Origin of the sequence: Klebsiella sp. 2019SCSN059, from assembly GCF_021739525.1 — a bacterium.
Classification (GTDB): Bacteria; Pseudomonadota; Gammaproteobacteria; order Enterobacterales; family Enterobacteriaceae; genus Klebsiella; species Klebsiella quasipneumoniae.
Genome location: NZ_JAKKOM010000016.1, coordinates 55,983 through 75,880, shown reverse-complemented (window position 1 = coordinate 75,880; position 19,898 = coordinate 55,983). Strand labels below are relative to the sequence as shown.

Below are 19,898 nucleotides of genomic sequence, written 5' to 3'. Positions count from 1 at the left end.
GAATCCAAGACATGGACTTTTCCCGCTTTTTTATCGACAGGCCAATTTTCGCCGCGGTGCTGTCGATTTTAATTTTTATCACCGGGTTAATCGCCATCCCGCTGCTGCCGGTGAGCGAATATCCTGACGTCGTGCCCCCCAGCGTGCAGGTGCGCGCGGAGTATCCCGGCGCCAACCCGAAAGTGATTGCCGAGACCGTGGCGACGCCGCTGGAGGAAGCGATCAACGGCGTTGAAAACATGATGTACATGAAATCGGTCGCCGGCTCCGACGGCGTGCTGGTGACCACCGTAACCTTCCGCCCGGGTACCGACCCGGATCAGGCGCAGGTTCAGGTGCAGAACCGGGTCGCGCAGGCGGAGGCGCGTCTGCCGGAGGATGTGCGCCGTCTGGGGATCACCACCCAGAAACAGTCCCCGACGCTGACCCTGGTGGTGCATCTGTTTTCGCCAAACGGTAAGTACGACTCGCTGTATATGCGCAACTACGCCACGCTGAAGGTGAAGGATGAGCTGGCGCGTCTGCCCGGCGTCGGCCAAATCCAGATATTTGGTTCCGGCGAATATGCGATGCGCGTCTGGTTGGATCCCAATAAGGTGGCGGCGCGCGGGCTGACCGCCTCGGACGTGGTCACGGCAATGCAGGAGCAAAACGTCCAGGTCTCCGCCGGGCAGCTTGGCGCCGAGCCGCTGCCGCAGGAGAGCGACTTCCTGATCTCGATTAACGCCCAGGGCCGTCTGCATACCGAAGAAGAGTTTGGCAATATCATTCTGAAAACAGCGCAGGACGGCTCGCTGGTCCGCCTGCGCGACGTGGCGCGCATCGAGATGGGTTCCGGTAGCTATGCGCTGCGCTCCCAGCTCAACAACAAGGACGCGGTCGGGATCGGTATCTTCCAGTCCCCGGGGGCTAACGCCATCGATTTGTCGAACGCCGTGCGCGCCAAAATGGCCGAGCTGGCCACCCGCTTCCCGGAAGATATGAAGTGGGCGGCGCCGTACGACCCAACGGTGTTCGTGCGCGACTCCATCCGCGCGGTGGTGCAGACGCTGCTGGAGGCGGTGGTGCTGGTGGTGCTGGTGGTGATCCTGTTCCTGCAGACCTGGCGCGCGTCGATTATCCCGCTGATCGCGGTGCCGGTATCGGTGGTCGGTACCTTCAGCATACTCTATCTGCTGGGCTTCTCGCTGAATACCCTGAGCCTGTTCGGGCTGGTACTGGCGATTGGTATCGTGGTGGATGACGCCATCGTGGTGGTGGAAAACGTCGAGCGCAATATCGAAGAGGGGCTTGCGCCGCTTGCCGCGGCGCATCAGGCGATGCGAGAGGTCTCCGGGCCGATTATCGCTATTGCGCTGGTGCTGTGCGCGGTTTTCGTGCCGATGGCGTTTCTCTCGGGCGTGACCGGTCAGTTCTACAAGCAGTTTGCGGTGACCATCGCCATCTCCACGGTGATCTCGGCCATCAACTCGCTGACGCTCTCCCCGGCGCTGGCGGCCCTGCTGTTAAAGCCGCACGGCGCGAAAAAAGACCTCCCTACCCGGCTGATCGATCGTCTGTTCGGCTGGATTTTCCGTCCGTTTAACCGCTTTTTCCTGCGCAGCTCGCACGGCTATCAGGGGCTGGTGAGCAAAACCCTCGGCCGCCGTGGCGCGGTGTTTGTGGTGTACCTGCTGCTGCTCTGCGCCGCAGGGGTGATGTTTAAAGTCGTCCCCGGCGGGTTTATTCCCACCCAGGACAAGCTGTACCTGATTGGCGGCGTGAAGATGCCGGAAGGTTCGTCGCTGGCGCGCACCGATGCGGTGATCCGCAAAATGAGCGAGATCGGGATGAATACCGAAGGGGTCGATTATGCGGTCGCCTTCCCCGGTCTTAACGCGCTGCAGTTCACCAACACGCCGAATACCGGGACGGTCTTTTTTGGCCTGAAACCGTTCGACCAGCGCAAACACTCGGCGGCGGAAATCAACGCGGAGATCAACGCCAAAATCGCGCAAATCCAGCAGGGATTTGGCTTCTCCATCCTGCCGCCGCCGATTTTAGGACTGGGTCAGGGCTCCGGCTACTCCCTGTACATCCAGGATCGCGGTGGGCTGGGCTATGGCGCGCTGCAAAGCGCGGTGAATGCCATGTCCGGGACGATTATGCAGACGCCGGGGATGCACTTCCCGATCTCGACCTACCAGGCTAACGTGCCGCAGCTGGATGTCCAGGTCGATCGCGATAAGGCGAAAGCGCAGGGGGTATCGCTGACCGATCTGTTCGGCACGCTGCAGACCTATCTCGGCTCGTCTTATGTCAATGACTTTAACCAGTTCGGGCGTACCTGGCGCGTGATGGCCCAGGCTGACGGGCCGTACCGCGAGAGCGTGGAAGATATCGCCAATCTGCGCACCCGCAATAATCAGGGCGAAATGGTGCCGATCGGCAGTATGGTGAATATCAGTACCACCTACGGGCCGGATCCGGTGATCCGCTACAACGGTTATCCGGCGGCGGACCTGATTGGCGATGCCGATCCGCGCGTCCTCTCCTCCTCGCAGGCGATGACGCTGCTGGATGCCATGTCTAAACAGGTGCTGCCGAATGGGATGAATATTGAATGGACGGATCTCAGCTTCCAGCAGGCCACCCAGGGCAATACGGCGCTGATCGTCTTCCCGGTGGCGGTGCTGCTGGCGTTCCTCGTGCTGGCGGCGCTGTATGAAAGCTGGACCCTGCCGCTGGCGGTGATCCTTATCGTGCCGATGACGATGCTCTCCGCGCTGTTTGGCGTCTGGCTGACCGGGGGCGATAACAACGTCTTCGTGCAGGTGGGGCTGGTGGTCCTGATGGGCCTGGCCTGTAAAAACGCCATTCTGATCGTCGAGTTTGCCCGCGAGCTAGAGATTCAGGGCAAAGGCATCATGGAAGCCGCGCTGGAGGCGTGCCGCCTGCGACTGCGCCCGATTGTCATGACCTCCATCGCCTTTATCGCCGGGACCATTCCGCTGATCCTCGGCCACGGCGCAGGGGCGGAAGTCCGCGGCGTCACCGGGATCACGGTGTTCTCCGGGATGCTGGGGGTGACGCTGTTCGGTCTGTTCCTGACGCCGGTGTTTTACGTGACGCTACGGAAACTGGTGACCCGCAGTAAGCCGGTCGAGGAGGATCTGCCCGCCTAGCCTGCGGCAAATAACAAAAAACCGCCTTCAGCTGAAGGCGGTTTTTTTTCGTCAGGACCAGGATTAATGCGCTTTTTTAAAGCGGGCGATCATTTCCGGTACCGGGTCGCAGCCGCTGGTATCGGCGTTTTTAAGCGCCTCCAGCGCGCTGGCCACGGTATGGCGAGCGAGGACGTTTAGCGAAGCCTGCTCCGCTTCGTCAGCGACCGATTTGAAGTACCAGCAGGCGTTGGCGCTGACCACGCAGCGGGCCGGGACGTCAGGGCGCGACGCCCACAGTTTTTTATCTTCGATAACGGAAAGATAGATATCACGCAGAGTGATTTTGTCCGCCGGGCGGCCAAGATGAATAGAGCCGTTGCGGCCAAGCGTGGAGACAATGATGCCGTCACGGGTGAGCGGAACCATTAATTTGCGGATAAAGCTCGGGTTGGCTTCCAGGCCGTAGGCCAGAATCGCACTCGTCGAACGTTCACCCATCTGCTCCGCCATTGCTACGCTGAGAACCATCTGCAAAGCTGTCGGGAAGCGGTAATCTAACATGGTATTGTCCTGGGTTGCGGTGAATCTTGTTCTTTTTGGCACCGCAGAGGTGAGTAATCAATGAACAACAATATAACAAATACGGGAATTTTTTTGAAGCAATCTGCGGTTAGCCTGCGAAGTAAATTTTCCTATTTCGTCTGCACAGGCGGGCTGAGAAACCGCGCTCTTCCGAAGCGGTTTGACTGGACGGCAATCTCCTCAGCGCTCCCCGGTGGCTGCCCCGTGGTATAGAAATCCGCTGCCATAACGGCAGCGGATCCTGCGGGAGGTTACGCCGTTAACTCCAGCTCGGTTTCAAAGGTGGTCACCGGCACAAACGGCAGATAGGAGATCCGCAGCCTCTCGGCCACCTTCAGGCGATGCCAGCCGGCCGGCAGGCCGCCGGGTTTGAGCACCGTGATGGTCGCCTTTTCACCGAAGTTCCACCGGTCGTCGTAAACGCTCTCCAGCTCGTCGAGCGTCCACTCCCGGCCGCGCAGCGCCAGGCGGATCGCCTGCCGCGGGATGGCTTCGCCGTTGAGGGTCACGGCGATATCTTCCACCATCGACAAACCCAGACCGCGGTAGTAAGGCAGACGGGCCAAAAAGCGCACGCCGATAACTTCCCCGTCGCGGGTGACGTTGCCGAAACCTTCGCGGCAGATAATATGCTGATCAAACATGATAATGCTCCTTACTGACCCAGCAGCGCCGGGGGTGGGGTTTCATCTAACAGGCGACAGAACATCAGCTGCTGGCGGCGGACCTGCTCCAGGCTGTCCACCTCCTGCGCATCTTCCACCCAGCGGTTGCCTTCATACTCGGAGCACACATACCCCTCATAGCCGCCCTTCTGCAGCACGCGGAAGATCTCATCGTAGGGAATTGACCACTCGATTATCTCGTCGGTCATCTCATAGAATTTGGCATGAATGTTGTGGATCCGCGGCATAAAATCGAGCATCCGCTTCGGCTCGAACGCCGCGTTGTGGCGCAGCGTTTCCGCCATCGCCAGCTGCGGGCCTGGCCCCCATTTTTGCATCACATCCAGGATCACGTATTCGCTGAGCGTCCGCTCCTCATAGGCTTTCTCGATAAAATCCGCCGCCGCCTGCGGGCAACCGTTACGAATAAAGCGCTCTTTCCACACCCGCGGGAAGCGGGCTAAAAACATCCCCATATCCGGCAGGAAGCCCAGCGCCCGGGTGTTGGCTTTTTCATAGGCTTCGGCATGGCGAATAATCCACGGATGGTCGAAATGCAGCGGGGCGTGCACCTCCAGCAGAATGGTGATCCCTTTGTCTTCCGCATAAGGCGCCGCCGCCACCAGCACCTCCGGCGCCACGGAAACCAGAGAGCGGATAAAGCGCATGCCCAGCCGGGCGGCAAAATCGATGTCGTTTTGCACGCTGCGCACCTGCTCGTCAAACGGCATCGGCCGGTCTTTATAGCGTTTATAGTCGAGCATAAAGTCATGGCACACCGGCACCGTGTCATGGCGCTGCATCAGACGGTGCCAGTCGGCGATCGCCGCCTCCGGCATGCCGCACTCCGGCCAGCCGGCGAAGGTCTGTTCGCCGACGACTTCAATGCCGCGGGCGCCGAACGCCGCGCAGTGACCGATCGCCTGATCGAGGGACATCTTGCCGAGATAGGTCTCATTCTGAAAGCTGTACAGACTGACGCCGCGTTTTATTTTCTGAGTCATAAAAGTACCAGGTAAGTTGGTTAACAGGATAAGCCGGTCGCTTCGCGGGCGCGGGCCACCGAGGCCGCTGCGGGCAGCGACGGTTTATACTCCAGGCCAATGGCCCCGTTGTAGCCCAGGCGTTGCAGCCGGGCGATCACTTCTGGCCACTCGCCGCTGCGCGGATCCGGTTCGTTACGTTCCGGCGCCTGCGCTATCTGCACGTGTCCCACCCGGTGCATTCTGCCGCCGAGCACCTCCTCCATCTCCTCTTCCATCACCAGCGAGTGATAGACGTCAAACAGCAGCTGCAGCCGCGGGCTGTCGACCGCCTCGATAATGTCCAGCGCCAGCCGGGTGTCGTTTAAGAACATCCCCGGATGATCGATGCGGGTGTTGAGCGGCTCCAGCAGCAGAGTGACCCCGGCGGCTTCCGCCAGCGTCGCCGCCTGGCGCAGGATGTGGATCGCCTGCGCCTGCTGTTCGGCGATCGCCACCCCTTCGCGGCTGAAGCCGGAGGCCACCACCAGCGGCGGCGACCCCAGCTGGCGCGAGGCCGCCAGGCTGTCGCTCACTGCCGCCAGAAACTGCTCATGCTCCGCCGGATCCACCAGGCTGCGCCGGGGCTCCACCACGAAGCTCGACAGCCTCACGCCGGTCTCCTCCAGCGCCTGCGCCAGCGCCGCCAGCGGTTTATCACGCCAGAGATGAAACTCAACGTGGCTGAATCCCTGCGCTTTCGCCGCCCGGACCCGATCGCTGAAATCGGGATACTCTTCACGAAACAGCCATTCAATACATGCGGACAAATACATCCGACCCCCTTCTCTACTTGCCAGATCAAAACAAACAAAATTAGAATAAGAATTCTTATTCTGTTTCGGAGCGGCAGTGTGACGCCTTCCCTTCTGGCTTCGCGGTCAACAGCAGGATCTGACGCGGCATAACCAGAATGAGTGCTCTAATTCTAATCTCTGGTTGCTATAAATTGTCAACATTATTTAACAAGTTTTTAACCAAATCTGAAGGTACATCATGCTCAATAACGCTTCGGCGGCCGCGGTTCAGGCGCCTCCCTATACCAGCGAGCGGCAGCGCACGCTGGCCACGCTGGTGGTTTCGATAGCGCTGGTGCTGGAGATCATCGACGTCTCGATCATTAATGTCGCCATCCCGGTGGTACAGCGGGATCTGCTCGCCAGCCCGCGGCAAATTGAATGGGTGGTCACCGGCTACCTGTTCTTTTTCTCCATTCTGCTGCTCACCGGCGGTCGGCTCGGCGATCTGTATGGCTACCGGCGGCTATTTATCAGCGGACTGCTGGCGTTTGGCGCTGCGTCGGCCGGCTGCGGGCTGGCCGCCAGCCCGGAGATGCTGGTGGCGATGCGTATTGCGCAGGGGGCCAGCGGGGCGATGATGGGCCCGCAAATCCTCTCCCTGATGCAGGTTCTGTATCGCCCGCACGAACGTTTCCGGGTGATGAGTATTTTCGGCCTGCTCGGCGGCGCCGCCGGGATCCTCGGCCCGGTTCTCGGCGGGATCATCATCGAAAGCAATCTGTTCGGCCTCAGCTGGCGGCCGATCTTTTTGATCAACGTGCCGGTGATCGTCGTCGCCGTGATACTGGCCTGGCGGGCGCTGCCGGCGGTGCGCAGCCCGGCGGCCAAAGGTATCGATCCGCTGGGTACCCTGCTGGCGGTGGTGGGCGGCGGCGCGCTGCTGCTCACCCTGATCGAAGGCCCCGCCCTGCGCTGGCCGCTATGGATGGCGCTGCCGCCGCTGCTGTCGCTCATCACGGTGGCCCTCCTCTGGCGTCATCTGCTGGGCCGTGAACGCCGGGGCGGCACGCTGTTGTTACCCCCCGCGGTGCTGCGCGACCGCTTCTTTCGCGCCGGGATCGTCATCACCCTGCTCTATCAGCTGACCACCGCCTCGCTGCTGCTGGCCACCGCGCTGGTGCTGCAGAGCGGGCTGGGCTTCAGCCCGTTCCATACCGCCCTGCTGCACATCCCCTTCGCCCTCGGGGCGATGTTTTCCATCGCCGTCGCCGGCCGCCGGCTATCGCCTCGTCTTGGGCGTAACGTGACGCTGGTCGGGGTGGCCGTGCAGATGAGCGGCCTGCTGCTGATGGGCTACGGGATCGCCGCGGCGCCGGGGACGCTGCCGCTGACCGCGCTGGGTCTCGGGTTCGGCCTGTGCGGCTGTGGGATGGGGCTTATCTCCGCCCCGCTGCCGGCCTTTGCCATGGCGGCGATCCCGGTGGCCCACGCCGGCGCGGCGTCGGGATTATTTCGCACCGGCCAGCAGTTTGGCGCCGCCCTCGGCATGGCGACCCTTGGCGGCTTCTATCTGGCGCAAAGCGCCTCCGCGCCGGACGCCTGGCGCGGGGCGTTTATCACCCTGCTGACCCTTGGCGCCCTGATCCTGCTGGCGATTGCCGCCCTCAGCCGCCTGCTGCCCGTCTCGGTGCTTCCCCCGCCCGGGAAGCCATGACCTATCGCGTCCGGCAATGGCTGCTATCATGAGGAACCATTTATCAGGACGCACAAAGCTGTAGTACCTATTTTCTGTACACCTGCAACGGGCATGCGCCCGGAGAACAACAAAGGCAAGGACTGATATGGATGAGAACATCGATGTACTGATTATTGGCAGCGGCCCGGTAGGCGCCGCTTTCGCGCGGCGGATTGCCGACCGCCGCGCCGCGCGGATCCTGGTGGTGGAAGCCGGCGAAGCGCTGACGCCCGCCACCGGGGTTAATATCCGCAACCTGGCGCCAGCGCAGCGGGAAACGGCCTACGACCGCGCCCGGGCGTTTCCGCTGGCCGCCCTGCCGGAAAACCTGCCGGCAGACGCCCTGCAGGCGCGGCCCGGCACCCATCTTCTCGACCCGACGGCGCCCCACAGCGGCATGCCAGCCGCCGCGCTCTCCACTAACCTCGGCGGCATGGGCGTCCACTGGACCTGCGCCTGTCCGCGACCGGGCGGCAGCGAAGTCATTCCCTTTCTCGATCCCCGGGAGATGGCCGACGCCTGGGAGTCGGCAGAGCATTATCTGCAGGTGACCCGCGATGGATTTCCGGCCACCGCCATCGGCCGGCAAATCGTCGATGCCCTTAATCAGCACTTCGCCAGCGACCGTCCGCCGGCGCGGCTGGCGCAGCCTATGCCGCTGGCCTGCGCCGCGACGCCGGAGGGCAAGCCGCGCTGGTCCGGCGTCGACGCGGTGCTCGGCGAGCTGGCGGAGGAAGAGACCCGCCACCAGCGCGGGGTGGAGATCCGCACCGCCACCCTGTGCACGCGGATCCTCAGCGAGGACGGCGTCGCCCGCGGGGCGGAGCTGCGCGATCTGCGTACCGGCGAACAGTATGTGGTGACGGCCAAAGCGGTAGTGGTCGCCGCCGATGCGCTGCGTACGCCGCAGCTGCTGTACGCCTCGGGCATCCGTCCGCGGGCGCTGGGGCGCTGGCTCAACGATCAGCCGCAGGTGATCGCCCTGATTGAAGTGGACGCCCCGCCGGCCGCCGTCGCGCCGACCTCCCCGGTGCGCGACGGACGGGACAATGTCTCCGGCGTCACCTGGCTGCCGTTCCATGAGCCCGATTTTCCGTTCCACGGTCAACTGATGCAGATGGATACTTCGCCGATCGCCTTTGCCCAGCCGTCGGGTACCCCGGCGAAGCCGGTGGTGGGCCTGGGGCTGTTCCTCGCCAAGGAGCTGCGCGAGGAGGATCGGATCGTCTTCAGTGATGAAACCGACGCCGTAGGGCTGCCGAAAATGCAGCTGAACTATCAGTTAACCGACGGCGATCGCCGCCGTTTACAGCAGGCGGTGGCAGTGACTGAACGCGTCGGCGCCGCGCTGGGCCGCGTGGCGCCCGGCGGGGAGGCCATGATCCTGCCGGCGGGCACCTCGCTGCATTACCAGGGAACCTGTCGCCTGGGAGAAGCGAACGACGGCAACAGCGTGGCCGACCGCCGCTCGCGGGTCTGGGGTTTTCATAATCTGTACGTCGGCGGCAACGGCGCGATCCCCACCTCAACCGCCTGCAACCCGACGCTGACCAGCGTCGCGCTGGCGATCCTCGCCGCTGACGATATCGTGGCGCGGCTGCTGTAGCGTCTCTGGCTCACCGGGGCACAAGCGGCCCCGCTCCCCGCGAAAGGCGACACCGGTCGCCTTTTTATTGCCGCAAAAACCATACAAAACCAATGGTATTTTTGTTTGTGATGGATCACATACGTAATCACAATTTTTCCCCGCGCCGTTCCTGCTCCTACTCTTAAATCCGCGGCTATTCCCGCCGCCACCTGTATCCCTGACCTGCATACTAAAAAACCGCGCCGCCGCCAACGACAGGCGACCCGCGCGATAAAAGGAGAACGTCGTGAGCCATAGTCTGAATCCGCCCCACGCGCCGCAAGCCGGCGCGATCCAGGGCATCATCATCGCCCTGACCGCCTTTCTGCCCATCCTGGCGATCGTTTCCCTGGCGCCGGCGGTCCCGACGCTGATCCAGCACTTCGCCGGCGTGCCTTATGTCGAAACCCTGGTGCCGCTGATGCTCACCGCGCCCGGTCTGGTGATCGCCATCGCCGGGCCCTGCACCGGCTGGCTGGCGGATAAATTTGGCCGCCGCAAACTGCTGCTCAGCGCCACGCTGCTGTATGGCATCTGCGGCACAATGCCGCTGTACATCACCTCCCTGACCGGCATCTTTTGCAGCCGCCTCGGCGTCGGGCTGGCGGAGGCGGTGGTATTGACCATCGCTAACACCATGCTGATCGATTACTTTGACGACAAACAGCGCCGCTTCTGGCTGACGGTGCAGGGGGTGATTGGCCCGGCGCTGGCGGTGCTGGTACTGGCCAGCTCCGGCTATCTGACCGCCCTGCGCTGGAACGGCGCCTTTATGATCTACTTTGTCGCCATCCTGCTGTTTCTGGCGATGTACTTCTGGATGTTCGAACCCGCTCAGGCGGCCCGTCCGCAGCACGCCGCCCAGGCGGCGCAGCATAATCCGTTTCCGTGGCCGCGAGTGATCGCCCTCAGCGTGCTCACCTTTGTCTGCGCCATCATTTATTACGTGTACACCATCAACGGCGCCAACGCCTTTCATACCCTGCAAAACGCCAGCCCGCAGCGTATCGGCCTGATTATGTCGCTGGTCAGCCTCGCCGTGCCGGTCGGTTCGTTGCTGTTCGGTCTGGTCTCCCGCCGCTATACGCCGGAGCGCGTGCTCGCCATCATGCTCTGCCTGATGGGGATCGGAATGCTGGTGGTGGGCGAATCGCGGACGCTGATCGCCATGGGGATCGGCTCCGCCATTCAGCAGCTGGGTGCCGGCATGGCGATTAATGCGATGATTTACTGGGTAGGATCGTTGATTCCGCCCGCCTACTGCGGCCGGGCGATGGGCGCCTGGTCCGGGGCCTTCTTCGCGGGCATGTTCGTCAGCCCGATTATCGTCGGCGCGATCCGCCTGCGGGCCGGGAACGATGTGCTGAGCGCCTTCCTGACGCTCGGCATCGCGGCGCTGGTGCTGGCCGCCGCGATATTTCTTTATACCTTCTCCCGCCATAGCCAACGCCTGCGTCAGCACAAGCAGGCCAGCGCCTGGCAGTTAGCGAAGTAAAATCCCGCCGCTTAGCCGGCCTCGACGGGGGTAACCAGATAGCTCAGACACATCATGCCCAGATGGCGTTTGAGCTGTTCCCAGTCGCCCTCGCCGGCGGCTTCTGCCGCCGACCCCAGGCCGAGGAAGCGCGCCAGCGCGGCATACGAAACCGTAAAGCAGAAGCGGGCGGCCTGCTCTGGCTCCGGGTGGCGGATCTCCGCCGCGGCGTCGAGCAGCTGGTCGATAAAGGTCTGCTCATTTTTCTGGTAAGCGGCTTTACCAATCCCCGCCACGCGCTCATCATCCGCCCGCGCCATAAACGGCCGCAGGATCCCGGCATGGCGACGCAGATACTCCGCCTGGACATCCATCAGCGCCGGAAGCCGCTGGCGCAGCGGCAGATTGCGCGCGTGCAGCTGCTGGATCAGCTGCTGCCATTCGGCGTCCAGCTCCTGCATCACCTCCATCATGACGGCGATAAACAGATCTTCTTTGCCGCCGAAGCGGGCATAGATCGAGCCGACAGAAACGCCCGAGCGTTTACTGATTTCAGCAATGGTCAGCAGCTCAAAGGTGCCTTCATGCAGGATTTCACGGCTGGCGGCCATCAGCCGCTCCAGCGCCACCCGGCTCCGGTCCTGTTTCGGCTGGCGCATCGCGGGAAGATCGGTCATCGCAGTTCTCACCTCTTTATCCATAGAAAACCCCCGCAGTGTATTGCAGTTAGCGACCACGCTGCAAATTGCCCACCCGACTCCCCCGTCGGCGATGTGGCAAAAGTGTGATGGCGGTCATTTTCATTCTTTGATAAACAACTAGAATCATAATTCTAGTTCTATTTAATAATAACAACCACCACACAACCCAGGAGTTGCTATGCGTTTCTCTGTTTTCCTCGTCGGCCGTTCCACCGCCCCCGAGCAGGATCGTTTTGTCATGCAGTCGCTGATCGATCATGCGCGCCAGGCCGAAGATCGCGGCTTCGATGCGGTCTTTATGCCAGACCATCACTTCACCGGCTATGCGCCGATGTCCAGCGATCCGTTTGTCTTCGCCGCCTACCTGGCCGGCCAGCTGAAAAAGATCCACTTCGGCATGTCGGTGACCACCGTCCCGCTGCACCACCCGGTGCGCTTCGCCGAGCGCGTTAACCTGCTGGATCAACTCACCGAAGGCCGCCTGCTGGTGGGCATCGGCAGCGGCACCACGCCGGAAGAGATGATCGGCTTTGGCGTGAACTACAAGGACGCCTCCAGCCTGCTGCAGGAGAACCTCGATCTGGTCCAGCGGCTGTGGGAGAAAAATATTGAAGACGATCCGATCATTTTCGAAACCGGCCACTATAAGGGCGCGGTAGTCCAGCGCATCGTTCCTGCCCCCTGGCAAAAACCGTTCAACCGCATTATGCCGGTGGCGCTACGTGAAACCAGCATGCAGCGCGCCGCCGATAACGGCTGGCCGGCCTTTATTCCCGCGTTTACTCCGCCGATCCCGGCCAGCAACGATCCGTTTGGCCAGCTGACCCACTATTTCACCCGCTACCGCGATGCCCTGCTCAACGCCGGCCATAGCGACGAGGTGGTGAACCACTGCCTCTCGTGGACCACCCACACCTGGCAGTGCGTCCATATCGCCCCCACCGACGAGCAGGCCCGCGAAGAGATGCTGCAGATCATGGGCTGGTACCAGCAGGCCATCGACCGGGAATATGAGTACAACAAGCGGGCGGAAGAGTTCAGCGGCGTTACGCTGCACCGCCATCCGGACTGTTTCAGCGAAGAGTGGATCAAAACCTGGTGCCTGTACGGCAGCCCGGAGACCGTCGCCGAGGAGCTGGAACGCCATCAGCAGCTGGGCATCGGCAACGTGCTGCTCGGCTTCACCAACGGCCCGCTGACCGAGGAACGCCTGCGCCTGAGCCAGCAGTCGATCTCGTTGTTTGCGGACCAGATCCTGCCGCGCTTTCGCTAATCCGACCGGGAGATCCTGCTATGAATAAACCTGCTTTCTCACGCCCGCCGCTGCTGATCGGCATCGGCGGCACCACCCGCCCGGGCTCCAGCACCGAGCGCGCCCTCGCCGCCGCGCTGGCCCACGCCCGCACGCTCGGCGCGCAGACCCAGCTGTTCGGCGGCGCTGAACTGGCGGCCCTGCCGCCGTTTAACCCGGAAGTCACCACCCGCACGCCGCAGGAAACGGCGTTTGTCGACGCCGTGCGCCAGGCCGACGGCATTCTGCTGGCCTCGCCGGGCTACCACGGCGGGGTGTCTGGTCTGGTGAAGAACGCCATCGACCTGCTGGAAGATTTGCGCGGCGACAGCCGGGTCTATCTTGATGGCCGGGCGGTGGGCTGCATCGTCACCGCCGCCGGCTGGCAGGGTTGCAACACCACCCTCGGCGCCATGCGCGGGATCGTTCACGCCCTGCGCGGCTGGCCGACTCCGCTGGGGGTGACCCTCAACACCGCCGGCGTGTCGCTGTTCGACAGCGAGGGCCGCTGCACCGACGACGCGGTCCAGCGCGCGCTGACCACCGTAGCCGAACAAGCGCTGGCCTTCGCCCCCGCCGCCCCCTTACGGAGACATGCCGATGCCTGCGCTCAGTCTGTCGCTTAGCGTTGCCGAAAAAGCGCGGCTCACCGCCGGGATGGGGATGTGGTCCACCCACCCTATCCCCCACTCCACGCTGGGTTCAGTCACCCTGTCCGACGGCCCGATGGGGATCACCGGCGGCCGGGTTGACGAGCGGGATATTGCCCTGCTCAGCCCCTGCGGGCTGGCGCTTGGCGCCAGCTGGGACCGCCATCTGGTCAGCCGGGTTGGCGGCGTCATCGGCGAGGAGGCGCTGCGCACCGGAACGCAGGCGCTGCTGGCGCCTAACCTGAACCTGTTGCGCAGCCCCCTTGCCGGCCGCGCGTTTGAGCTTTTCGGCGAAGACCCGCGGCATATCGCCGAGCTCGGCGCGGCGTGGATCGACGGCGTCCAGCGTCAAGGGGTGGGCTGCATCGTCAAGCATATGGTCTGCAACGATTCGGAAACCGATCGGCGGACCATGAACGTGGTCGTCGATGAAGCCACCCTGCGCGAAGTCTATTTCTGGCCGTTCGAAGTGGCGGCCAGCCGCGGCGTCTGGGGCATGCTGACCGCCTATAACCGGGTGAACGGGATCTATTGCGCCGAGCAGCATCAGGCCATCAGCCAGTGGCTGAAGCGCGATCTCGGCTGGGACGGGCTGGTGATGTCCGACTGGTTCGGCACCCAGAACGGCCCGGCCAGCTTCCGCGCCGGGCTGGATCTGGAGATGCCGGGCCCGGCCCGCCATATGGGCGAGCGCCTGCTGCCCGCGCTGATGGACACCGACAGCGACGCCCGGCGGCTGGACGATGCCGCCGTCCGGCTGGCGCGGCTGGCCGAACGGGTCAGCCATCCCCTGCCCTGGGATGGCTCTGCCGCCGCCGAGGCGCAGCGGCGTCACACCCTCGAAGAGGCGGCGGCGGCGGGGTTTGTCCTGCTGCACAATCGCCAGCGGCTGCTGCCCCTCGCCGCGCAGGCGGGACAGCGGCTGGCGGTGATTGGCCCCAACGCCACGACGCCCTGCTTCCAGGGCGGGACCTTTGCCAGAGTGGCGCTGATGCCGGGGCTGATCTCTCCTCTGGAGGCCATTCGCCAGCGCTTTTCCGCCGCCGGGGTCGAAATAAGCTATGCCCAGGGGGTGGAGAGCGATTACCGCATCCCGCCTCTGCATCATCTGCCGCTGCGCACCGCCGCCGGCGAGCGCGGCCTGGACGTTGCCTACGCCACCGCCGACGGGGGCGTGGTTCATCAGGAGGTGCGCGACGCCTCCTCGCTGATCTGGTTCCGCGATATGCCGGGCGTCGGCGACATGCTGCGCCTGACCGAACGCGCCACCGTGACGGTAAGCTGCCAGTTCACCGCGCCGGTGAGCGGCCGCTACGGCTTCTGGATCGGCGGCACCGGGGAGATCGCCCTGCAGCTGAACGGCGAGCGTATGGCGACCTTTAACGGCGAGGCGCTGGAGGGGGATATCATGGGCAAGCTGATGCAAGCCCCGCATACCCGTCTCGACTTCCCGCTGCAGGCGGGGGAAACCCTGACCTTCCGGGCCGAGATGGCGCTGGGCAGCAGTATCGCCCACGGCATCTGGTTCGGCTGCCAGCCCCCGCAAACCATCGATCTGCTGCAGCAGGCGGTCGACCATGCCCGGGCGGCCGACAGCGTGGTGCTGGTGATCGGCGAAACGGCCGATGCCGGTCTGGAGAGCATCGACCGGGACGCTACCGCGCTGCCGGCGCATCAGGTCGCCCTGATCCGCGCCGTCTGCGCGGCGAATCCGCGGACGGTGGTGGTGCTGAACGTCGCCCATCCGGTGGATACCGGGTGTCTCGCCGACGCGGCGGCGGTCATGGTCGTCTGGTATCCGGGCCAGGAGTTTGGCCCGGCGCTGGCCTCGGTGCTGGCCGGGGATCGTGAGCCTGGCGGTCGCCTGCCGGTGACCTTCGCCCAGCGTCTGGACGACTATCCGGTGCGCAGCCTGACGCCGGACGCCGCAGGGGACCTCTGGTACCACGAGCGCCAGCAGGTGGGCTATCGCTGGTTTAACGCCCGCGAACGCCCCGCCGCCTGGGCCTTTGGTCACGGTCTGGGGTATGCCGATATCACCCTGAGCGCCGCCGCGCTGACAGGCGACGAGGTGGATGCTCTGCAGCTGCGCTGCCGGCTGGAAAACCGCGCCGCCCGCGCCGGAAAAGCAGTGGTCCAGCTCTACCTGCGGGGGCCGGAGACGGCCTGGTCGGCGCTGGCGGAGTTTGCGGCGGTCAGCGTCCCGGCGCACGAGGAAGCCGCCCTGACCCTTGCCCTGCCGCGTCACGCGCTGCAGCGCTGGCAGGTGCCCGCCCAGGAATGGCATCTTGCCAGCGGCCCCTGGCAGCTGGCGGTGGGTTTCGCCAGCGACGATATCCGGGCAACCTTCGATTTCGTGCTGACTCCCGACGGGAAAATCAGCCACCGGGGCTAAGCCCGGATCGATGTCAAAGAGGGTCGGCAACGTGCCGGCCCTCTTTTTTTATTCCTGCGCCAGCCGATTCGCGAAAAAAAACCGCCCGGCGGCAGCGTTCCGGCGGGCGGGGTTAAAAGCCTGAGGCGATCGGTGTCAGAAGTTCCAGTACATCGAGGACTGCCAGAGGACCGCCGACTCATGCTTCGGCACCAGCGTCGGGTTATCCTGCCAGGTGATACCGTTGATCCAGTAAATCCCTTTCGTCACGCGCAGGGCGTGCGACAGGGAGATGGCGTTGATGCTCTGCGGCGCCTCCATTCCCGCCTCGCCGACATAATCGCGGAACTTCTTACTGATAAAGGAGCGGGTGTAGCCCAGCGAGGTCATATCCTGCTCGCGGCCGGGAAACAGGCCGATGTCAAAGAAGGTCACCTGGAAGTCGCTGGTGTAAGCATTGCGATCGTCCGGCGCGTAGTCCGCTTTCACATCGAGATACAGCCCCAGCGGAAGCCCTTTTTTCGGCTGGGTCAGCTGCATGGTGTTGGCGACGTAGAACGCATAGTTACTACTGCTGTCGCCGGGCTGGTCAAAATACTGGTAGTGCGAGGTGTTATAGATAGCCCCGGCGCGGAACCACAGCGATCGCTGCGACTCGCCCGCCGCCTGCTTAAAGCCAAACTCATTCACCAGGATCGGGTTGGCGCCATCGACGTGCCATTTCAGCCCCGAGGGGTTCTGCTCCACGTCGTCGAGATGTCCGGCAGGCGACATACTGCGGCTGACGGCAAAGTTGTTATAGAACTTCTTATCGCTGTCGCGGACGATGGCGGTGAAGGTCGGCGTCGGCGCGTTGAGGCTGATCCCCACCTGCACCGGGATCACGCTGGTCGGCCCCAGCGCGGCTGAGGAGGAGTTACCCCCCAGCACCATGCCGTAAAACTGACGAATTAACGGATAAAAACCATACTGCAGTTCCAGCTGGCCGTTTAATAAGGGCTGGTTCACCGCCAGCACCGCAATATTATACAGTTCCGGATAGCTATCATGATAATTCGAGGTCGCCCACTGGGGAGAAAAAGTAAATTGCGCGTCTTTGCTAAAACCAATTCGGCTTAAATCGTAGGTGACGTTCAGCGACATATTTTGCGACCAGGTAAAATTCTGCCCGGCATATTGTTGCGGGTCGCCGGACTGCCCTTTCAGATCGTACATCACCATCGGGTTCCAGCTTAACTGGACGCCCCACCCGCGGTCGGCCAGCGCGCTGCGAAAGCCGCCAATATCGCCGATGAGCGATTCGCAGGTCGATGGAGGGCTGACGACCTGCGCAGAGCGGGTATTCAGTTTATCCAGTTGCTCACAGGTCCAGGTATCGGCCAGCGCGGTGCTGGAGAATATCGCCAGCGTCAGCGCCGAAAGTGGAAACACTATTTTCTTACTTACGTCGGTACAGCAGAGACTCATAATAAACCCTCATTTTTATTTTTTGCAGGTAAGATGCGCCATATCGTGAAAAATAAATTAGTCACAATACGTTTATTTACAGGGATTAATTAGGCTGAAAGTTAACGCTAAATAAGGTGTACGCTTTTTCTAAATAATGGCCTCCCCTTCCCGCCGGAAGACCGGCGGGCGTGTGGTAATTATGTTGTCAGGTGAAATTAACGAGCCAGCGCGCGGCGGCCCCCCATCCGGGCGCTGGCGATACCCGTCGCGCCGGCGATAGCCAGCGTCAGCAGCGCAAACAGCAGCAGGCTGTTCTGCATGCTGCCGGTCATGCCGTTCAGCAAGGTCATCAGAACCGGGCTGATGAACATGCCGAGGAAAAAGAAGGTGTGCCAGATGCCGATCCCCGTCGCCCGGTGCGGCGCCGGCAGGGCTTCCAACATCCAGGCCAGCATCAGAGGGATCAGCATTCCGTTACCAACCTGCGCGACGAACGCTGCCGCCACGCCGGCCAGCGGATTGTGGGCCACGGCGATAAACAGCAGACCAAGGCCAAAAATGGCGTAAAAAAGGAAAAACTGCCTGTCGACACGCTGCCTGGCGCTGCGGCCATACAGCCAGGCGCCCAGCGGCACGCCAATGCCCGCAACGGCGGTGGCGATGCCGATCTGGCTGCTGGAGGTCAGCCCGAGCTGACTGAACACCTGGCTTATCTGCAGCGGCTCGAGAAAGTAGAGGATCGCGCTGGCGAGCGTAATCAGACCGATCGTCGCCATTTTGCGCCGTGGAAAAGCGACAGGCTCCTCGTCAGCGACGCTGTCCGCGCGACGCCGGGTCGCCGGCTCAGCGGTGAACAGGCACAGGCCGATAAAGACCGGGATCGCCAGCGCATACAGGTAGATCGGGCCATACCAGCCCAGGGTGCCCAGCAGGCCAGCGCCCAGCACGATCAGCGTCGACAGTATCGAACCGATGCCGCTCTGCACCGCCAGCCATTTGCTGCGCGCCTCGCCGGCAAAGTAGTCGCCAATCAGCGCATTGGCGGTGGTAAGAATAAAGGCGTCGGCGATGCCCATCACCAGCCGCGCCAGCAGAATGGCATACAGATCGTCGAGCATCACCGGCAGCAGGCCAAACCCCGCGTACAGAGCAGTGGCGGCAATCAGCAGGCGACGACGGCTCAGGCGATCGCCCACCCTCCCCGCCAGCGGAGCCAGCAGCGCCATGCTCACCGCCGGAATGGTGATGATCATCGGCACCAGCAGCTGGGCGTGCGGCTGCGCGGCAAAATGGCCGAACAGGAGCGGCATCACCGGCAGCATGGTCAAGGTCCCCATGATCGGCAACAGGGCCGCCAACATCAGTAAAATCGCCTGTACGGCCCCCGCCTCGCGCGGGGTTGCTGAAACCTTGTGCATCACCATCTTCCGCTCTCCGTCACTGCTTTTTATTTAGAATATGAATTACAGTTCTATTTTTTATCGATAAAGAAAGGCGCTCTGTCGCCCCGGTATCCTGGCTGAACACGCCGCAGCGAACTCAGCACACATACCGTTCTACCCTACCGGATGCAGGTGGCATGGACTGCGATTGCTATCACAATTAATACAATGCATTCACATTAAATTAACATAACCATCGACTCCCTCAGGCGTCGACAATCGCCACCGCGCGGATAAAACCGGCCGAGCCGCGGCGGATCTTGTAGGGAAAACAGCTCACCCAGAAGCCGTGGTCGGGAAGCTGCTCCAGATTGCTCAACTTCTCCATTTGCCCATAGGCGATCTCCCTGCCGGCTTTATGCCCTTCCCAGATCAGCCCGGCGTCGCCGCTGGCCTGAAAGCGTTCGCGGGTAAAGTGGAAGGGCGCATCCCAGCTCCAGGCGTCGGTGCCGACCACCCGTACCCCCTGCTCCAGCAGCCACAGCGTTGCCGCCCGGCCAATGCCGCAGCCGCGCTGCAGATAATCCGGCTGGCCGTAGCGGGCGCCGGCGGCGGTATTGATTAACACGATATCCAGCGGCGACAGGCGATAATCGATCCGCGCCAGCTCGCGCTGCAGATCCTCCGGCTGGAGGATCGCCCCGTCGGCGACATGGCGAAAATCCAGCCGGACGCCGGGGCGCAGGCACCACTCCAGCGGCAGCTCATCGATGCCAAACGCCGGTTCGCCGCCGTTGGTGGTTGAGCTGTAGTGCCAGGGAGCATCCATATGGGTGCCATTGTGCGGCGTCACGGTCAGACGCTCCGAGGCCCAGGCCTCCTCTCCCGGCATCTGCGTTTTTTCCAGTCCCGGAAACATCGCCGCCATTTCCGGCCATCCCTGCTGATGATCCTGATACTCAATGTTCGGCAGCAGCGGCGGCGGGTCGGTCCAGGGATTGTTATCCAGGGTGACGGAGAGGTCGATCAGCCGACGCCCCTGTAAAAGATTGATCATGGT

General features: G+C 62.9%; 15 protein-coding genes. 7 read left to right on the top strand and 8 right to left on the bottom strand.

Annotation, left to right across the window (positions count from 1 at the left end):
- The first annotated feature begins 11 nt into the window (after window positions 1–11).
- The gene (gene oqxB, locus L2I46_RS17145; protein ID WP_105491343.1) at window positions 12–3,164 is read left to right on the top strand and encodes a multidrug efflux RND transporter permease subunit OqxB; all 3,153 of its coding nucleotides are present in this window, start codon (window positions 12–14) and stop codon (window positions 3,162–3,164) included.
- Window positions 3,165–3,227: 63 nt separating this feature from the next.
- Here oqxB and L2I46_RS17140 read toward each other — a convergent pair whose 3' ends face one another.
- The 4 genes from L2I46_RS17140 to L2I46_RS17125 all read right to left on the bottom strand — a co-directional run bounded on the left by L2I46_RS17140 (window position 3,228) and on the right by L2I46_RS17125 (window position 6,191).
- Window positions 3,228–3,707, bottom strand: coding sequence for an RrF2 family transcriptional regulator (locus tag L2I46_RS17140; protein WP_023290703.1), 480 nt, complete (start codon window positions 3,705–3,707; stop codon window positions 3,228–3,230).
- Window positions 3,708–3,979: 272 nt separating this feature from the next.
- Window positions 3,980–4,372, bottom strand: coding sequence for a C-glycoside deglycosidase beta subunit domain-containing protein (locus tag L2I46_RS17135; RefSeq protein ID WP_023290704.1), 393 nt, complete (start codon window positions 4,370–4,372; stop codon window positions 3,980–3,982).
- Between the two features lie 11 nt (window positions 4,373–4,383).
- Window positions 4,384–5,397 (bottom strand): sugar phosphate isomerase/epimerase family protein, encoded by a 1,014-nt coding sequence (locus tag L2I46_RS17130; RefSeq protein ID WP_105491344.1) that lies wholly within the window; start codon window positions 5,395–5,397, stop codon window positions 4,384–4,386.
- Window positions 5,398–5,417: 20 nt separating this feature from the next.
- Entirely contained in the window at window positions 5,418–6,191 is a 774-nt protein-coding gene (locus L2I46_RS17125; protein ID WP_050533618.1) for a TIM barrel protein, read from the bottom strand.
- 220 nt (window positions 6,192–6,411) lie between these two features.
- On the opposite strand from L2I46_RS17125, the gene L2I46_RS17120 reads away from it, so the two are divergent.
- From L2I46_RS17120 to L2I46_RS17110, 3 genes are all read left to right on the top strand, one after another.
- Complete coding sequence (locus L2I46_RS17120; protein ID WP_044524423.1) at window positions 6,412–7,869, top strand: MFS transporter; 1,458 nt, start codon at window positions 6,412–6,414, stop codon at window positions 7,867–7,869.
- Between the two features lie 127 nt (window positions 7,870–7,996).
- On the top strand, window positions 7,997–9,496 hold the full coding sequence (locus tag L2I46_RS17115; RefSeq protein ID WP_105491345.1) for a GMC oxidoreductase: 1,500 nt from the start codon (window positions 7,997–7,999) through the stop codon (window positions 9,494–9,496).
- Window positions 9,497–9,764: 268 nt separating this feature from the next.
- Entirely contained in the window at window positions 9,765–11,012 is a 1,248-nt protein-coding gene (locus tag L2I46_RS17110; RefSeq protein ID WP_023290709.1) for an MFS transporter, read from the top strand.
- An 11-nt stretch (window positions 11,013–11,023) separates the two neighbouring features.
- Here the strand turns inward: L2I46_RS17110 and L2I46_RS17105 are convergent, their stop codons facing one another.
- Complete coding sequence (locus L2I46_RS17105) at window positions 11,024–11,668, bottom strand: TetR/AcrR family transcriptional regulator (protein ID WP_012967405.1); 645 nt, start codon at window positions 11,666–11,668, stop codon at window positions 11,024–11,026.
- Window positions 11,669–11,870: 202 nt separating this feature from the next.
- Between L2I46_RS17105 and L2I46_RS17100 the strand changes: the two genes are divergently transcribed.
- The 3 genes from L2I46_RS17100 to L2I46_RS17090 are packed head-to-tail and all read left to right on the top strand — an operon-like array spanning window position 11,871 to window position 16,028.
- On the top strand, window positions 11,871–12,965 hold the full coding sequence (locus tag L2I46_RS17100; RefSeq protein WP_014907086.1) for an LLM class flavin-dependent oxidoreductase: 1,095 nt from the start codon (window positions 11,871–11,873) through the stop codon (window positions 12,963–12,965).
- Between the two features lie 20 nt (window positions 12,966–12,985).
- Window positions 12,986–13,609 (top strand): NADPH-dependent FMN reductase, encoded by a 624-nt coding sequence (locus L2I46_RS17095; RefSeq protein ID WP_236948060.1) that lies wholly within the window; start codon window positions 12,986–12,988, stop codon window positions 13,607–13,609.
- Complete coding sequence (locus tag L2I46_RS17090; protein WP_236948059.1) at window positions 13,584–16,028, top strand: beta-glucosidase family protein; 2,445 nt, start codon at window positions 13,584–13,586, stop codon at window positions 16,026–16,028. Before L2I46_RS17095 ends, L2I46_RS17090 begins: the two co-directional genes overlap by 26 nt.
- A gap of 135 nt (window positions 16,029–16,163) precedes the next feature.
- On the opposite strand, the gene L2I46_RS17085 is transcribed toward L2I46_RS17090, so the two are convergent.
- The 3 genes from L2I46_RS17085 to L2I46_RS17075 form a co-directional block, all read right to left on the bottom strand.
- Entirely contained in the window at window positions 16,164–17,474 is a 1,311-nt protein-coding gene (locus tag L2I46_RS17085) for a carbohydrate porin (RefSeq protein ID WP_236948058.1), read from the bottom strand.
- 197 nt (window positions 17,475–17,671) lie between these two features.
- Entirely contained in the window at window positions 17,672–18,874 is a 1,203-nt protein-coding gene (locus L2I46_RS17080; protein WP_236948057.1) for an MFS transporter, read from the bottom strand.
- A 229-nt stretch (window positions 18,875–19,103) separates the two neighbouring features.
- Complete coding sequence (locus L2I46_RS17075; RefSeq protein WP_023290715.1) at window positions 19,104–19,895, bottom strand: cyclase family protein; 792 nt, start codon at window positions 19,893–19,895, stop codon at window positions 19,104–19,106.
- Between the last annotated feature and the right edge of the window lie 3 nt (window positions 19,896–19,898).

Coding starts and splice junctions, on each gene's coding strand:
- oqxB (WP_105491343.1), top strand. CDS start 12: ATGGACTTTTCCCGCTTTTTTATCGACAGGCCAATTTTCGCCGCGGTG.
- L2I46_RS17140 (WP_023290703.1), bottom strand. CDS start 3,707: ATGTTAGATTACCGCTTCCCGACAGCTTTGCAGATGGTTCTCAGCGTA.
- L2I46_RS17135 (WP_023290704.1), bottom strand. CDS start 4,372: ATGTTTGATCAGCATATTATCTGCCGCGAAGGTTTCGGCAACGTCACC.
- L2I46_RS17130 (WP_105491344.1), bottom strand. CDS start 5,397: ATGACTCAGAAAATAAAACGCGGCGTCAGTCTGTACAGCTTTCAGAAT.
- L2I46_RS17125 (WP_050533618.1), bottom strand. CDS start 6,191: ATGTATTTGTCCGCATGTATTGAATGGCTGTTTCGTGAAGAGTATCCC.
- L2I46_RS17120 (WP_044524423.1), top strand. CDS start 6,412: ATGCTCAATAACGCTTCGGCGGCCGCGGTTCAGGCGCCTCCCTATACC.
- L2I46_RS17115 (WP_105491345.1), top strand. CDS start 7,997: ATGGATGAGAACATCGATGTACTGATTATTGGCAGCGGCCCGGTAGGC.
- L2I46_RS17105 (WP_012967405.1), bottom strand. CDS start 11,668: ATGACCGATCTTCCCGCGATGCGCCAGCCGAAACAGGACCGGAGCCGG.
- L2I46_RS17100 (WP_014907086.1), top strand. CDS start 11,871: ATGCGTTTCTCTGTTTTCCTCGTCGGCCGTTCCACCGCCCCCGAGCAG.
- L2I46_RS17095 (WP_236948060.1), top strand. CDS start 12,986: ATGAATAAACCTGCTTTCTCACGCCCGCCGCTGCTGATCGGCATCGGC.
- L2I46_RS17090 (WP_236948059.1), top strand. CDS start 13,584: ATGCCTGCGCTCAGTCTGTCGCTTAGCGTTGCCGAAAAAGCGCGGCTC.
- L2I46_RS17085 (WP_236948058.1), bottom strand. CDS start 17,474: ATGAGTCTCTGCTGTACCGACGTAAGTAAGAAAATAGTGTTTCCACTT.
- L2I46_RS17080 (WP_236948057.1), bottom strand. CDS start 18,874: ATGCACAAGGTTTCAGCAACCCCGCGCGAGGCGGGGGCCGTACAGGCG.
- L2I46_RS17075 (WP_023290715.1), bottom strand. CDS start 19,895: ATGATCAATCTTTTACAGGGGCGTCGGCTGATCGACCTCTCCGTCACC.